Origin of the sequence: Sphingomonas bisphenolicum (assembly GCF_024349785.1) — a bacterium.
GTDB lineage: Bacteria > Pseudomonadota > Alphaproteobacteria > Sphingomonadales > Sphingomonadaceae > Sphingobium > Sphingobium bisphenolicum.
Genome location: NZ_AP018817.1, coordinates 2,051,270 through 2,065,680 on the forward strand (window position 1 = coordinate 2,051,270; position 14,411 = coordinate 2,065,680).

Here is a 14,411-nt window from a genome sequence, read left to right on the forward strand (position 1 = left end):
GGCGAAGTCGGACCTGGTCGCAGCGGGGTGGGAGTGTGGCTCCAATAGTGCGCCTGGACGACAGCCCCCACCCCCTACCCCTCCCTTAAAGGGGAGGGGCTAAACAGGTCAGGCCAGCGCGGCCTTGAGGGCGTCGACCAGATCGGTCTTTTCCCAGGGGAAATAGTCGCCGTCGGGGGTGCGGCCGAAATGGCCGTAGGCGGCGGTCTTCTGGTAGATCGGCTTGTTGAGGCCCAGATGGGTGCGGATGCCCTTGGGCGTCAGGCGCACCAGCGTCGGCAGGACGGCTTCGATCGCCGAAGCCTCGACGGTGCCGGTGCCGTGCAGGTCGACATAGAGCGAGAGCGGCTCGGCAACGCCGATGGCGTAGCTGAGCTGGATCGTGCAGCGACGGGCGAGGCCCGCGGCGACGATGTTCTTCGCCAGATAGCGGGTGATGTAGGCGGCCGAGCGGTCGACCTTGGTCGGGTCTTTGCCGCTGAACGCGCCGCCGCCATGGGGCGATGCGCCGCCATAGGTGTCGACGATGATCTTGCGACCGGTGAGGCCGGCGTCGCCGTCGGGGCCGCCGATTTCGAACAGGCCGGTCGGGTTGACGTAGATGGCTTCATCGCCCGGCAGCCAGCCTTCGGGCAGGATGTCGGCCATGACGCCCTTGACATAGGCGCGCAGTTCGGCGCGGCTGTCATCATTGTCCATGCCTGCGGCATGCTGGGTCGAGACGACGAGGGCGGTGGCGCGGACCGGCTTTTCATCGATATATTCGAGCGTCACCTGGCTCTTGGCGTCGGGTTCCAGGAAAGGCACGACCTTGCCATGGCGGTCGGCGGCCATGCGCTCCAGTATCTTGTGGCTGTAATAGAGGGTGGCGGGCATGAGGTCGGGCGTTTCGTCCGACGCATAGCCGAACATGATGCCCTGATCGCCGGCGCCTTCGTCCTTGTTGCCGCTTTCATCGACGCCCTGCGCGATGTGCGCGGACTGGCCGTGGAGGTTGTTTTCGAAGCGAAAGGTCTGCCAGTGGAAGCCGTCCTGCTCGTAGCCGATGCGCTTGACCGTTTCGCGGACGGTGGCTTCGATCTCTTCCTGCGCGCCGGGCGCCCAGGCGCCATTTTCATAGACGCCCTTGCAGCGGATTTCGCCGGCCAGGACGACCAGTTGGGTCGTGGTCAGGGTTTCGCACGCGATGCGGGCTTCGGGGTCTTTCGACAGGAACAGATCGACGATCGAGTCGGAAATCTGGTCCGCGACCTTGTCGGGATGGCCTTCGGAAACGGATTCCGACGTGAAGAGGAATTGGTTACGCATGGGACTCCCGTAAGACATGGGCGGACGAAAGGACATAAAGAAAACTTTATGTCGCTATTAGCTTTTGCCTCGGCGGATGGCAATGGCCGCGCCGAGCAGGATGAGCATCAGCAGGCCGGGCGCCCAGTTGCCGAGCCGCGCGAAGAGCGGGGGGGATAGCGCGGGAGGCAGGCCGGAGTCGAGGAAACCGGCGCGGTTGAGGCCGAGCGCGTGGACGACATGGCCGCGCGCATCGATGATCGCCGAGACGCCGGTCGGGGTGGAGCGGATGATGGGGATGCCTTCCTCGATCGCGCGCAGGCGGGCTTGCGCCAAATGCTGGACCGGCCCCCAACTGCCGAACCAGGCGTCGTTGGAGGGGTTGAAGAGAAAGGCCGGGCGGTTGGCGGCGTCGATGACATGGCCCGAGAAAATGATCTCGTAGCAAATCTGGACTCCCATTTTCAGTTCCGGACGGCCGAGCGTGGCGGGCAGGGGCAGGCTTTGCGGGCCGGGGCCGGGCCAGAAATCGGCGTCGCCGGGGACGAGGCGGGAGAGACCGAGGGGCTGGAGCAGCGACCGCATCGGCAGATATTCGCCATAGGGCACCAGATGGGCCTTGTCATAGCGGCCGAGCAGCCGCGCATCGGGGGTGACGATGAACAGGCTGTTATTGGCGCCGGCCAGTTTGGATTCGCCCATCGGGCTGTCCGGGTCGGGCTTGAAATAGACCTTGGTCGCGCCGGTCATCAGCAGGTCGCCGGGGCCGAGCAGCCCGGCGAGGCGCGCGCGCCAGTCGGGTTCCATGTCGAGATAGGCGGGGATGGCGGCTTCGGGCCAGAAGATCAGCCGCGGGGCCGGGCGCGGCGTGCCGGACAGGGCCGCGAGGGTGCGGAAATGCGCTTCTTCCAGTTGCGGCGAATATTTTTCGTCCTGGCCGATATTGGGCTGGACCACGCGGATGCGGGGCGCGCCTGGGGGCGTAGCCGGAGCGGGCGAGAGGAGACCCCAGAGCGCCAGGGCGGCAAGGGGCGCGGCGATCGTGGCGGCCGGGCGGAACTGGCGGCGGAGGGCGAGGCGCAGGGCGGCGGCGGCGAGGATCGTCAGCGCGCCCAGGCCATAGGTGCCGATCAGGGTGGCGGTGATGGCGATGCCGGTGGGCAGGAGCGTGGCGCCGAGCGGGTTCCAGGCGAAGCCCGTGAAGAGGGTCGCGCGGAGATATTCGGTGGCGAGCCAGGTGGCGGCGAGGAGGATGGTGAAGGTCGCGCTTGTGCGCACCTCGCCGCGACTAGGCGGCTGAGCCGCCAAATCTCGTTGCCCTTGGCCGGAGTCACGTGCCTCCCCCCAATGCTTGCGGGAGGGGAGTTTGTGATTGAGCCACCATGCGCCCAGAGTCGCGAGGCCGGGATAGACGGCGAGGTAGAGCGACAGCAGGACCACCGCGCCATAGCCGAACCAGTGCGGCATCGAATCCTGGAAAGTGAAGGCGTGGGCGATCCAGTTGAGGCCCAGGGTGAAATGGCCGACGCCGAACAGCCAGCCGCGGGTGAAGGCGGCGCGGCGGTCGGGCGCGCGCTCGATCAGGATGATGAGCGCTGCGAGGCAGGCAAGGGTGACGGGCCAGAGGTCGAGCGGGGCGAAGCCGGTGGCGGAGAGGAGGCCCGCCAGCAGCGCGGCCAGTTTCGGCCGGGCCGAGAAGGCGGCGATGAGCGCAGCGAATGGGGCGCGCATGGGCGTTATCGGCCGATCGTCGCCATGGTGGCGTGGCTGCACCTGTCGTCCTTCTTGCCGCCGCCGGTCAGCATCGAGGCGGCGATGAACCCGCCGACGATCAGCACCAGGAAGAGCGCGGAAAGAAGGGCCAGATATTTCTCGATAAAGGCTTTGATCGGGCGGCCGAATTTCCAGAACAGGAAGCCAACCAGCATGAACTGGAAGGCGCGGCTGACGATGCTGGCCCAGAGGAAGGTGAACAGCGACAACCCGACGAAGCCCGCCGTGATGGTGATGAGCTTGAACGGGATGGGCGTCGCGCCCTTGATGAGAATGATTTCCGCGCCGTAATCGCGCAAATAGCAGGCCGCGACCGGGAATTTGGCGGTGAGGCCGAGCGCGGAGAGGATTTGCTGGCCGACGGCTTCATAGAGGAAATGGCCGATGGCGTAGCCCAGCAGGCCGCCCAGCACCGAGGCCAGGGTGCAGATGAACCCGAAGCGGATCGCCTTTTCCGGGCGTGCCAGGCACATCAGGCCGAGCAGCGGATGGGGCGGGATCGGGAAGAAGCTCGATTCCATGAAGCTGATGGCGAAAAGCCAGCGTTCGGCGTGGCGGTGCGCGGCCTTGGCCAGCGTCCATTGGTAGAGCCTGGTAAGCATCGATCGCGGACCTAGCCGAGTTCGTTTCGGGTCGCCAGCGCTTTCGCCAGCACCGTCATCGCGAGCGGCGGATCGAGCGGAATCGGAAAGGGGCGCGTCTCGCCGGTCGGGGCATAGCCGCGGCGTTGATACCAGGCGATCAGTTCGGTGCGGCTGTCGATCACGGTCATTTCCATGAGGCGAGTGGCGAAGAGGCGGGCGGCATGATCCTCCGCCGCGGCGATGAGGCGACGGCCAAGGCCGCCGGCCTGGCGCGCCGGATCGATGCAGAGCAGGCCGAGATAGGCGATGCCGTCGCCTTTATCGGTGATCTGGACGCAGCCGATCGGCATTTCCCCCGCATCCAGCGCGACCACCAGCCGTTCGGCAGGACTGGCGAGGATCGTGCGAAGTGTATCGAGGCTGGTGCGCGGGCCGCTGAGCAAGTCGGATTCGAAGGTCCAGCCGGCGCGGGCGGCGTCGCCGCGATAGGCGCGCTCGATCACGGGGTGGAGCAGGGGAAGGTCGGCGGGGGTGGCGAAGCGGATGTCCATGGCGGGGCTTTAACGAGGCGGCGATCGCTTGTGCAGAGGCTTTGGGCAGCTTGATCGGACGGCGCGGACGCATAATATGGTGGCAAAGGAGAGACGATATGCAGGGCATGGGCGAGGGCGGTTGTCCCTTTACCTTCAACACCGATCCCGCGACCTTCAAGGTCGGCGATCCGGTCAGTTACCGGGTGACGGGGAGCCTGGACGGTTTTCCCTTCGCCGGCGTGTTGCTGGAAGTGCATGACGATCATGTCGTGCTGACCAGCGACGAGGACGACAAGACGAGCCGGATGCGCGCGACGCGGGAAAGCCGGCCGGTGGTGCGCGAAGAGGATGTGTGTTGATGGACGCATAGCGGCGGCCTGCCGGCCTACGGGTTGGCCTGCGCCTCCGGCCTGCCGGCCTACGGGTTGGCCTGCGCCTCCGGCCTGCCGGCCTACGGATTAGCTTGCGCCTCCGGCCTGCCGGCCTACGGCGTTGACTGTACGGTGCCGTCTGGGCATGGACTTACCCATAGAGTCCTGTTTGGTCGGCGCGTTTGACATTGACTTCCATTTTCCGGGTTCCTGCGATTTCGTGGGACAAGGTGCGGCAGCGCGCGGGCGGCATGGCGTTCGCGCTGGTGCTGAACCTGCTGCTACTGCTCGCGCTGTTCACCCTGTCGCCGAAGATGGAGCCGCCGCGCGTCGACGACCGCTTGCCGGTGACGTTCGACGTGGAGACGGGGCAGAAGACCGATCAGCAGCAGGCTAAGGCCGAGAAGGCGGAGAAGCGGGAGCAGACCAAGGCCGCGCCGCAGAAACAGGCCGACCCGGTCGTCCGCCCGCCGATCCCGGTCGAGAAGCCGGCCCAGCAGCCGCCGTCGCCCTTCCCCTTCCTGACGCTGAACCGCGAGCAGATGGCGTCGGCCGATATCGGCAACATGCCCAAGGGCGCGCAGGGGGCAGGGCAGGGCAAGGGCGATAGTGCGGCGGTGGCCGGGCCGGGCGAAGGGCCGGGCGGGGTGCAGTTGTTCGAGGCGGAATGGTATCGGCGGCCGACCCATGCGGAACTGTCGACCTACCTGCCGTCCAATGCGCCGGCGCAGGGCTATGGCCTGGTCGCGTGCAAGACGGTCGACCATTATCATGTCGAAAATTGCCAGACGCTGGGCGAGTCCCCGCTGGGATCGGGCTTCGCCAAGGCGGTGCGGCTGGCGGCCTGGCAGTTCCTGGTGATGCCGCCGCGGGTCAACGGCAAGCAGATGGTGGGTAGCTGGGTGCGGATACGGATCGACTACACCCGGACGATGGTGCCGGCCGGAGCCGGGCCTGGGGCCAGCGCCGGGTCAGGGGCCGGATCTGGCTATGACGCCGGGTCTGGATCGACGCCCGAGCCGAAGAGGCTTGCACCGGGGGTCGCCGGGCCGCAATTCTGATAGTAGCCAATTGCGCGCGAGCGGATCGCGCGGCCATGTTCGTCCGCTCCTAGAGACGGGGTTCCGATGGCGGGACGAATGATGGAGGCGGCAATGCGGGTTGCGATTTTGACCTTTGACGGGTTCAACGAACTGGACAGTTTCGTGGCGCTGGCGTTGCTCAACCGGGTGCCGGGCTGGCGCGCGGAGATGTGCGGGCCGGGCGAGACGCTGACGTCGATGAACGGCGTGCGGGTCGATGTGCAGCAGCCGCTGGAATTTGCGGGCGAGGCCGATATCGTGCTGGTCGGCAGCGGGGTGAGGACGCTCGACATGGCGGCCGATGAAGCGCTGATGGCGCGGATCGCGCTGGACCCCCGTCGGCAGATCATCGGCGCGCAATGTTCGGGCGCGCTGATCCTGGCGAAGTTGGGGCTGATCGGCGACCTGCCCGCCTGCACCGACGTAACCAGCAAGCCCTGGGTGATCGCGGCCGGGGTGCGGGTGATCGACGCGCCGTTCGTGGCGCATGGATCGGTCGCGACCGCGGGCGGATGCATGGCGGCCCAATATCTGAGCGCCTGGGCGATCGCGCGAGGCGTGGGAATGGCGTGCGGGGGCGAGGCGGCGGCGCGCGCGGTGATCGACTATGTCGCGCCGGTGGGCGAGAAGGCGGAGACGGTCGCGCGGGTGATGGGCGTCGTGGCGCCCTATCTGGAGCCGGCTGCTTTGCCCGCATAAAATAGTTGCATATCGCTACTGGATTGGCAGGATGCGGCCACCGACCCGATGACAGGAGGAGAGACGATATGATTATCCATGGCGCGCGGCCATCGCCCTTTGTGCGCAAAGTCATTGTCTTCGCCGCGGAAAAGGGGATCGCGGTCGAAGTGCAGGCGGCCGGGTTCGGCCGGGGGGCGGATGCGTATCTGAAGGGATCGCCCTTCGGCAAGATACCGGCGCTGGAGGATGGCGATTTCCTGCTGTGCGATTCGACCGCGATCATCACCTATATGGATGCCTTGCGCCCCGGCGAGGAGATGATCCCGGCCGAACCCAAGGCGCGGGCCAGAACCATCTGGTATGAGGAGTTCGGCGATACGGTGGTGCAGCCGATCGGGCAGAAGATCTTCTTCAACCGCGCGGTCGCGAAACGGCTGAAGCGCGAACCGGACCTGGCTGCGGCGGACCAGGCCGAGGCCGGGGAGATGCCGGCCATCTATGATTATCTGGAGGGCGTGCTGCCCGAAAGCGGCTGGCTGGTGGCGGATCGCTTCACCCTGGCGGACCTGGCTGCGGCGTGCCCGATCATCAACGTCGGCTATGTATCGGACGGCCTGAGCGCGGATCGCTGGCCCAGGGCGGCGGCGTGGCTGGATCGGGTCAAGGCGCGGCCGAGCGTGGCGGAGGCGCTGGCGCTGGAAGCGCCGATGGTTCAGCCCATGATAGAAAAATAACCTATATGGAACATTTCTGTTGACATCGTCACGCTGATCTGGCAGAGATTGGGACAGTGGAAAAATGTGAGTCGCCAAGGCGGCTTTGGTGAAGGGGCTGATCCGAAAGGGTCGGCCCCTTTTGCGTGGCGTGGGCGACGGGGGGAGCGGGCATGGGGGAGCAGACGGGCACGCAGGCGAGGCTGGTGGCGCGGCGCCAGCGCGTTGGCGGGGCTGTGCGGGCGCAGAAGGGCAAGGCGCGCAAGGATGGCTGGACCAAAGCGAAGGAGCGGTTGTTCCTGGAAACGCTGGCAGAGACCTGCAATGCCAGCGAGGCGGCGCGGGCGGCGGGCCTGTGCCGGGCGAGCGCCTATCGCCGGCGGCAGGGCGACGCGGGTTTCGCCCGCGCCTGGGACGAGGCGCTGGACGTGGGCTATGCCGAGATCGAGGCGCTGCTGATGCGCGAAGTGCTGTTCGGGAGCGAGGTCGAGGAGTTGACGCTGGATGGCGAAGGCGCGGTGAAGGGGCGCAAGATCAAGCGTACGCGCAACCTGACGGTGGCGCTGCGGCTGTTGACGCTGCACCGCGACCGGATGGAGAAGCGCCGCGCGGGCGCCGGGCCGGGTGAGGCGGGGCGGCCCGACAGCCCCGACGCGATCGCGCGGGTGAAGGATGTGCTGGGCGCGATCCGGCGACGGCGGGCGGTGGTGGAGGCGTGATGGGCGGCGGCCGGAGGCGGGATAAGGGGCCGCGTTCGACCAATGTCTAATCAACGCCATGCGGGCGGGGCCGTTATGGGAGATGGAGCCCGGCCTGACCGTCCCCACTGCCGGGCTTCCACCTTTTCTGCTGCTGGATTGGATGGTGCGGCCGGCTGTGGCGCGTGTTGCGAGTGTTTCTCATCCGGAACAAAATATTGCCGGGGTCCGTTCGGTGACGCACATAATGTGCAGGAGAGTGACATGGTTGAAGTGCGCAACGATCCCTATGACGATCGCGTCGTCGTGAAGAAAAGCAGCGGCGGTCGCACGATCGCGATCGTCCTGATTCTGGCGCTGGCCGTGGTCGGCGTGCTGTTCGCCACCGGATTCTGGAAAGCCGATGTGAGCGGCGGCAATATGCCCGAAGTCAGCGTGAAGGGGGGCGACCTGCCCAAGGTCGACGTCGATTCCAAGGCTGTCGTGGTCGGCACCAAGAAGGAAACGATCGACGTTCCGACCGTGGGCGTGAAGGATAATGGCGAGAAGTGATCGTCCCCGTGCCGCGGTGAATGACGCAAAGGCTCTTCCTGCGTGCAGGGGGAGCCTTTTTGCATGGATTGATTTGCCGGACGCGCGGGCGCAGAGGGATGGCGGATGATGCGGCGGAGGACGGAATGGCGATGCGGCGGTTGATAATGGTTGGTCTGTGCTGTGCGCTGGCCGCTTGCGGTGATGGCAGCGGCGACCGGGTGGTCGCGGACAACCGCCAAGAACCGGAAACCGGCGCGACGGCGCAGGTATCGAAGCTGGACGACGGGCTGCGCAACGGCGTGTTCGAGAAGGCGATCCGGGCGAGCGGGGCGGCCTGCCCGAGCGTAACCGCGTCGGAGCGCGCCGAGATCAGTCCTGGCGTGCGCGGATGGAAGGCGCAGTGCGACAACGGCAGCGCGCATCTGATCCAGATATTGAGCGACGGCACCGCCAAGGTGACGAGCCGGACGCATTGAGTTGGAATTTTCGGGTGGGGGGTGGAGCGATCCGATGGGCCGCTCCCCCTCTCCCGGCTTCGACCAGGCAGCAGGCTGCCAAGTCTTCGCAGCCCTCTCCCCCGAAGGGGAGAGGGTTTTTTGTTGGCTCAGTTCGTCTTGATTTCGAGCGACGGGTCGACCAGCGAGGTCTTGGTCGCTGCCGGGGTTGCCGCGGCCGGGGCGACGGCGGGCGTTGCGACCGGAACAGCAGCGGGCGTGGCGACCGGCGCGGGCGCGACGGCGGCGGCGAAGGCGACGCTGACATCTTCATCGAGGAAGGCGGTGACGGGCGCGCCGAGCGGGATGCGGGCGCTGGTGCCGGTGGTGATGAAGCCTGCGATCGGTACGAAGGCGATGGCGGCGACGACGCCGGCGGTGCCGGTCGTCCCCTTGTCATCGAAGCTGCCGGTCAGGCGGATCTGGTTGCCATTGGCGCGGACGTAGAGGATGCGGCCGTTGATGCGGCCGGACTTGCCCCACATGCCCTTGTTGCGGACGTCGGTGATTTCGCCGGTGACCGGGCTGCCGGCCGGGATCACGGTCTGGCCGTTCAGCGTTATGGTTTCGGCGACTTCGAGCTGGACGCGCTGGCCGATGCGCAGCTTCTTGCCCTCGGTCGTCAGGGCTTCGGACATTTTGAGCGGGATCTGCATACCGGCGCGCAGGACGTTGCCGCCGGGCGCAGCGACGATGGTGGCGACCGGCGCGGCAGGCGCGGTCGTGACCTGAGCAAAGACGGATGGCGCGCAGGCGCAGGCGATCACGCCCACAAGGGCGCTGGCAACGAACTTCATGTGTAAAACCCCCACGTAAAAGACTCAGTTCGCCCCCGAACTGAGGATGCACAGGTGCAATCGCGCGGGGTCTGTCGTCAAGGGGATAAATATTTGATCTATAGTGATGTTTATTGTGCGGCTGCGAGAATTTCGCGGGGCGCTTTACAGGCGTGCAACAGGCGGTAGACCAGAGCGCATGACAAAGATGATGTTTTTGACCGCCGCCGCCGCCGTCGCGCTGTTTCCCCTATCGGCCATGGCGCAGACCGTTCCGCCGAGCCGGGCGCCCGATCCGGCGCGGATGAAGGCGACGGTGGAGACATTGGTCGGCTTCGGCACGCGGCATACGCTGTCGTCGGCGACCGACGCCAGGCGCGGGATCGGCGCGGCGCGGCGGTGGGGCGCGGCGGAATTTGCGAAGATCGCCAAGGGCTGCGGCGGCTGTTTGACGGTGGAGACGGTGGCGGATCGCTTTACCGGGCCGCGGGCGCCCGATGGGGTGGAAGTGGTCGATGTGCTGGCGATCCAGAAGGGGACGGGCGATCCGACCCAGGTCGTGATCGTCGCCGGGCATATCGACAGCCGCGTGACCGATGTCATGAACGTAACCAGCGATGCGCCGGGCGCGAACGACAATGCATCGGGCACGGCGCTGGTGATCGAGGCGGCGCGGGTTCTGGCAGGCGAAAAGTTCGACGGGACGATCGTCTATGCGCTGCTCTCGGGCGAGGAGCAGGGGCTGTGGGGCGGCAAGCTGCTGGCGGCGACGGCCAAGGCGCGCGGCTGGCAGGTGCGGGCGATGCTGAACAACGATATCGTCGGCAATACGATCGGTCAGAACGGACATGTCGTGGCCGACCGGGTGCGGGTCTTTTCAGAGGGTATCCGGGCGGGCGACGACGCCAAGGCGAGCGCGACGCGGCGGGCCCTCGGCGGCGAGGATGACGGGCCGTCGCGGGCGCTGGCGAAAAAGATCGACGGGATCGCGGAGGCCAATCCGCAGATTGGGCTGGATGTGTTCGCGGTGCGGCGCTTCGATCGCTTTGGGCGGGGCGGGGATCATTCGCCCTTCCTGGACCTGGGCTTTCCCGCGGTGCGCTTTTCGGTGGGGATCGAAAATTACGACCGGCAGCATCAGGATCTGCGGACGGAAAATGGTCGCGTCTATGGCGATACGGTCGAGGGAATGGACTTTCCCTATCTGGCGAAGGTGACCGCCTTGAACGTCGCGGCGTTGCGGCAACTGGCGGATGCACCGGCCGCGCCGGCGAGCGTGTCGCTGGACGGGGCGCTGTCGATGGATACGCGGGTATATTGGGACGCGGTGCCGGGGGCGGCGGGGTATAAGGTCTATTGGCGGCGGGCCGATGCGCAGGACTGGACCGACAGTCGCGTCGTGACGGGAACGACCGAGACGGTGCTGAAGGATATCGTGGTGGACGATCATTTCATCGGCGTGGCGGCGGTGGCGAAGGATGGGGCGGAAAGCCTGGTGACCTTCGGCGGGATGGCGCCGCGGAAATAATCGGGTTCACGAAAATATCTTTGGAAGGCCGCTTTCGGGCGGCCTTTTTCATGTCCTGGCGCGGCGGATATTGCAGGGGAGCGCGATGGCGGTTTCGGATCAGGTTTTTCTGGCGAGGGACGATGGGCGGTCCAGGGCGGCGATATTGCGGCGGCTGGATGCGGCGTCGGCGGCGTTGCTGGCGCATGAGTGGGAATATCTGGCCCGGCCGGGGCAATTGCCGCCGCCGGGCGACTGGCGCATCTGGCTGATGATGGCGGGGCGCGGGTTCGGCAAGACGCGGGCCGGGGCGGAATGGGTGCGAGGGATTGCCGAGGGTGATCCGCAGGCGCGGATCGCGCTGGTCGGCGCGACGCTGGGCGAGGCGCGCAGCGTGATGGTGGAAGGGGCGTCGGGCCTGCTGGCGATCGCGCCCTGGTGGAACCGGCCGGCCTATGCCCCCGCGCTGCGCAAGCTGACCTGGCCCAATGGCGCGGTGGCGACATTGTTCGGCGCGGCCGAGCCGGAGGGGCTGCGCGGGCCGCAGTTCAGCCATGGCTGGGCCGACGAGATCGCGAAATGGGCGGGCGGCGAGGCGGCCTGGCATAATCTGATGATGGGATTGCGGCTGGGGACAAGGCCGCAGGTGCTGGCGACGACGACGCCGCGGCCGGTGCCGCTGGTGCGGGCGCTGGTGGCGCAGGCCAAAGACGATGGGAGCGACGATGTGATCGTGACGCGGGGGCGGACGGCGGAGAATGCGGCGCATCTGGCGGACGGCTTCGTCGACGCCATGGCGGCGAGCTATGGGGGCACGCGGCTGGGGCGGCAGGAACTGGACGGCGAACTGATCGAGGAGGTGGAGGGCGCTTTGTGGAGCCGCGACCTGATCGAGCGGTGCCGGGTGGCGCATGTGCCGGGCGCGCTGGGCCGGGTGGTGGTGGCGGTCGATCCGCCGGCGTCGGCGGGCGGGGACGCCTGCGGCATCGTGGTGGCGGGGGTCGGCGGCGACGGGCGCGCCTATGTGATCGCCGATGCGAGCGTTGCGGGCCAGTCGCCCGAAGGCTGGGCGCGGGCGGTCGCGGCGGCGGCTTTGGTCCATGACGCGGATCGCGTGGTGGCCGAGGCCAATAATGGCGGGGCGATGGTGGAAAGCGTGCTGCGCGCGGCGGAGGCGGCGATGCCGGTGAAGCTGGTCCATGCGAGCCGGGGCAAGGTGGCGCGGGCCGAGCCGGTGGCGGCGCTCTATGAAGCGGGGCGGGTGATGCACCGCGGGGCTTTCCCCGCGCTGGAGGACCAGATGTGCGGGCTGATCGCGGGAGGTGGCTATGTCGGGCCGGGGCGATCGCCGGATCGCGCCGATGCGCTGGTGTGGGCGCTGAGCGAGTTGATGCTGGGGAAAAGGGGCGAGGCGCGGGTGCGGGGGATGTGAGGGGGATTGGGTGGATTTCGGACTGGCGGGTTTTGGGGAGATGACCAGCGATAGCGTACGCTGAGCGAAGAAAAATCGTCCGGCAACAATCGCCCCAGTTGCGGACATCCGACTTACCGACGATCGCGTGTTACCGTGAGGGCGTCTTCTATCTCCCAAGCGTCGCTTCGGCGTACAATCCGGGCCACGGTGTGAGCATCTCTGCTCCAATACCGAACTATAAACGCGCAATTGATAGTAGCTGGATTTTCCGGAAGATCGTTGGACAAGGTGTCACTGCACAACACGTCGGAAATTCGCTTTATGCGTTCCGAATGGACCAGAACAACGCTACTCGGATCGTCTTGTGCCGCTTGGTTAGCGACTGCCTGAACCACCGCGCCATCGCGTTTACGAACTGCGGCCAATAGTTGTTGATCGGTCGGGCAGAGCGTCGGCGCAGCGCAGCGGCTTAAACTCGCCAAGATCAATAGAGCGATCAATGTCGTGTCCTTCTAAACGACCATAACACTACCAAAATGAATGGCAGCTTCCTACCCGATTTCGTCATTCAGCGTTCCACCTGCCATCTGAATAAGTGGCCGGTTTCAAGGGCGGGGATAAGCTGGCGGAGGGACCAAAAATGGTCGTTTGCGGACTGCTCACTCCTGTCTGGATCGCGATTCTATCAGTTTTGATATGATACCTTTATTTTCGGGCGGGCGTCGCTACATCGGGGCGTCATGCGCCGGGGTTAGGCTGGCGCGGCTTTATTGATGAGGACGTCGCCCTATGCTGATCGACCGTTTGAACTGGCGCTATGCCACCAAGAAGATGAACCCGGACAAGGTCGTGCCGGAAGACAGGCTGGAGCGCATCCTGGAAGCGGTGCGGCTGGCGCCGACGTCGAGCGGGTTGCAGCAGTTCGAGGTGATCGTCGTCACCAACAGGGCCGTGCGCGAGAAGATCCGGGCGATCGCCTGGGATCAGGCGCAGGTGGTCGATGCGTCGCACCTGATCGTCTTTGCCGCGTGGGACAATTATACGCCCGAGCGGATCAACCATATGTTCGATCTGGTCAATGACGAGCGCGGTTTCAGGAATGAGGGCTGGGAAGCCTATCGGCAGCAGTTGCTGGGCAGCTATCCCCAGCGCGACGCCCAGACCAATTTCGAACATGCTGCGCGGCAGGCCTATGTCGGGCTGGGCATCGCCCTGACCGCCGCGGCGTTTGAGGCGGTGGACGCGACGCCGATGGAGGGTTTCGATCCCGATGCGCTGGACGCGATCCTGGACCTGCGCGCGCGGGGCCTGCGTTCTGTGGTGATGATGCCGCTGGGCTATCGCGCGGACGAGGGCGACTGGCTGGTGAATCTGAAGAAGGTGCGGCGGGCGACCGCGGATTTCGTGTCGCGCGTGGATTGAGGCGGGCTTCGCTTCGACCGCTGGGGAACCGGCTGTCGGGGCGGTTCGTTCTGGCGCCATCATGATTACAGATGGAGTGAGTGCGATGAAGATGGCCAAAATCCTGGCGGCCGTCGTTGGCGTGTCGGTGGCGGCGTCTCCGGTGCTGGCGGCGAGCCTCAATAGCAAGGACCGGGCGCGAGTGGCGCGCGCGGCGCCGCGCGACCGCGACGATGTGCGCTACTGCCTGCTGAAGGGCAAGAAGGGCCGCGACAAGGGTACGGTGATCGGTGCGGCCGGCGGCGCGGGCGTCGGCGTGCTGGCGGGCGGCAGCCTGGGCGAGACATTGCTGGCGGGGGCGGCGGGCGCCGTCGCGGGCCGGGTGATCGGCAAGAGCGAAGGCACGAACAGCGCATGCGACCGGGTGCTGGCGCGGAACCGGTAAAGGTCGGGCCTAAAAGGGTGGCCTAGGCCCCCTCTCACAGTTTCGGTAGGCGGCCTTGCCGCCAACCTTCACTAGCCCTCTCCCCCGGCGGGGAGAGGGTTTTTGCGTTTGGGGACAT

General features: G+C 66.5%; 16 protein-coding genes. 11 read left to right on the forward strand and 5 right to left on the reverse strand.

Annotated features, from left to right (window positions below):
- Window positions 1–108: 108 nt before the first annotated feature.
- The 4 genes from metK to SBA_RS10160 are packed head-to-tail and all read right to left on the reverse strand — an operon-like array spanning window position 109 to window position 4,195.
- Window positions 109–1,308 carry a methionine adenosyltransferase gene (gene metK, locus SBA_RS10145; protein WP_261934332.1) on the reverse strand — a complete coding sequence of 400 codons (1,200 nt, stop codon included), beginning with the start codon at window positions 1,306–1,308 and terminating at the stop codon, window positions 109–111.
- A 57-nt stretch (window positions 1,309–1,365) separates the two neighbouring features.
- Window positions 1,366–3,018 carry an apolipoprotein N-acyltransferase gene (lnt, locus tag SBA_RS10150; RefSeq protein ID WP_224550679.1) on the reverse strand — a complete coding sequence of 551 codons (1,653 nt, stop codon included), beginning with the start codon at window positions 3,016–3,018 and terminating at the stop codon, window positions 1,366–1,368.
- Between the two features lie 5 nt (window positions 3,019–3,023).
- Window positions 3,024–3,662, reverse strand: coding sequence for a YqaA family protein (locus SBA_RS10155; RefSeq protein ID WP_224550677.1), 639 nt, complete (start codon window positions 3,660–3,662; stop codon window positions 3,024–3,026).
- 11 nt (window positions 3,663–3,673) lie between these two features.
- Complete coding sequence (locus SBA_RS10160; RefSeq protein WP_261934333.1) at window positions 3,674–4,195, reverse strand: GNAT family N-acetyltransferase; 522 nt, start codon at window positions 4,193–4,195, stop codon at window positions 3,674–3,676.
- Window positions 4,196–4,293: 98 nt separating this feature from the next.
- On the opposite strand from SBA_RS10160, the gene SBA_RS10165 reads away from it, so the two are divergent.
- The 7 genes from SBA_RS10165 (at window position 4,294) to SBA_RS10195 (ending at window position 8,732) form a co-directional block, all read left to right on the forward strand.
- A complete protein-coding gene (locus SBA_RS10165; protein WP_088181863.1) occupies window positions 4,294–4,536 on the forward strand; it encodes a hypothetical protein in 243 nt (80 codons plus the stop codon).
- A 263-nt stretch (window positions 4,537–4,799) separates the two neighbouring features.
- Window positions 4,800–5,609, forward strand: a complete 810-nt coding sequence (locus tag SBA_RS10170; protein ID WP_224550751.1) for a hypothetical protein — start codon at window positions 4,800–4,802, stop codon at window positions 5,607–5,609.
- 93 nt (window positions 5,610–5,702) lie between these two features.
- Window positions 5,703–6,329, forward strand: a complete 627-nt coding sequence (locus SBA_RS10175; RefSeq protein WP_261934334.1) for a DJ-1/PfpI family protein — start codon at window positions 5,703–5,705, stop codon at window positions 6,327–6,329.
- A gap of 68 nt (window positions 6,330–6,397) precedes the next feature.
- Entirely contained in the window at window positions 6,398–7,045 is a 648-nt protein-coding gene (locus SBA_RS10180; protein ID WP_261934335.1) for a glutathione S-transferase family protein, read from the forward strand.
- Between the two features lie 152 nt (window positions 7,046–7,197).
- A complete protein-coding gene (locus SBA_RS10185) occupies window positions 7,198–7,743 on the forward strand; it encodes a hypothetical protein (protein WP_224550672.1) in 546 nt (181 codons plus the stop codon).
- A gap of 243 nt (window positions 7,744–7,986) precedes the next feature.
- Window positions 7,987–8,274: a hypothetical protein gene (locus tag SBA_RS10190; protein WP_224550671.1), complete on the forward strand. Its 288-nt coding sequence runs from the start codon at window positions 7,987–7,989 to the stop codon at window positions 8,272–8,274.
- Between the two features lie 131 nt (window positions 8,275–8,405).
- Window positions 8,406–8,732 carry a hypothetical protein gene (locus SBA_RS10195; RefSeq protein ID WP_261934336.1) on the forward strand — a complete coding sequence of 109 codons (327 nt, stop codon included), beginning with the start codon at window positions 8,406–8,408 and terminating at the stop codon, window positions 8,730–8,732.
- Between the two features lie 128 nt (window positions 8,733–8,860).
- Here the strand turns inward: SBA_RS10195 and SBA_RS10200 are convergent, their stop codons facing one another.
- Window positions 8,861–9,547, reverse strand: coding sequence for a hypothetical protein (locus SBA_RS10200; RefSeq protein WP_261934337.1), 687 nt, complete (start codon window positions 9,545–9,547; stop codon window positions 8,861–8,863).
- Between the two features lie 187 nt (window positions 9,548–9,734).
- On the opposite strand from SBA_RS10200, the gene SBA_RS10205 reads away from it, so the two are divergent.
- The 4 genes from SBA_RS10205 to SBA_RS10220 all read left to right on the forward strand — a co-directional run bounded on the left by SBA_RS10205 (window position 9,735) and on the right by SBA_RS10220 (window position 14,293).
- Window positions 9,735–11,054, forward strand: a complete 1,320-nt coding sequence (locus tag SBA_RS10205) for a M28 family peptidase (RefSeq protein ID WP_390902328.1) — start codon at window positions 9,735–9,737, stop codon at window positions 11,052–11,054.
- An 85-nt stretch (window positions 11,055–11,139) separates the two neighbouring features.
- Window positions 11,140–12,465 carry a DNA-packaging protein gene (locus SBA_RS10210; RefSeq protein ID WP_261934339.1) on the forward strand — a complete coding sequence of 442 codons (1,326 nt, stop codon included), beginning with the start codon at window positions 11,140–11,142 and terminating at the stop codon, window positions 12,463–12,465.
- A 771-nt stretch (window positions 12,466–13,236) separates the two neighbouring features.
- On the forward strand, window positions 13,237–13,869 hold the full coding sequence (locus SBA_RS10215) for an NAD(P)H-dependent oxidoreductase (protein ID WP_261934340.1): 633 nt from the start codon (window positions 13,237–13,239) through the stop codon (window positions 13,867–13,869).
- A gap of 85 nt (window positions 13,870–13,954) precedes the next feature.
- Window positions 13,955–14,293, forward strand: coding sequence for a hypothetical protein (locus SBA_RS10220; RefSeq protein ID WP_224545721.1), 339 nt, complete (start codon window positions 13,955–13,957; stop codon window positions 14,291–14,293).
- Window positions 14,294–14,411 lie beyond the last annotated feature (118 nt).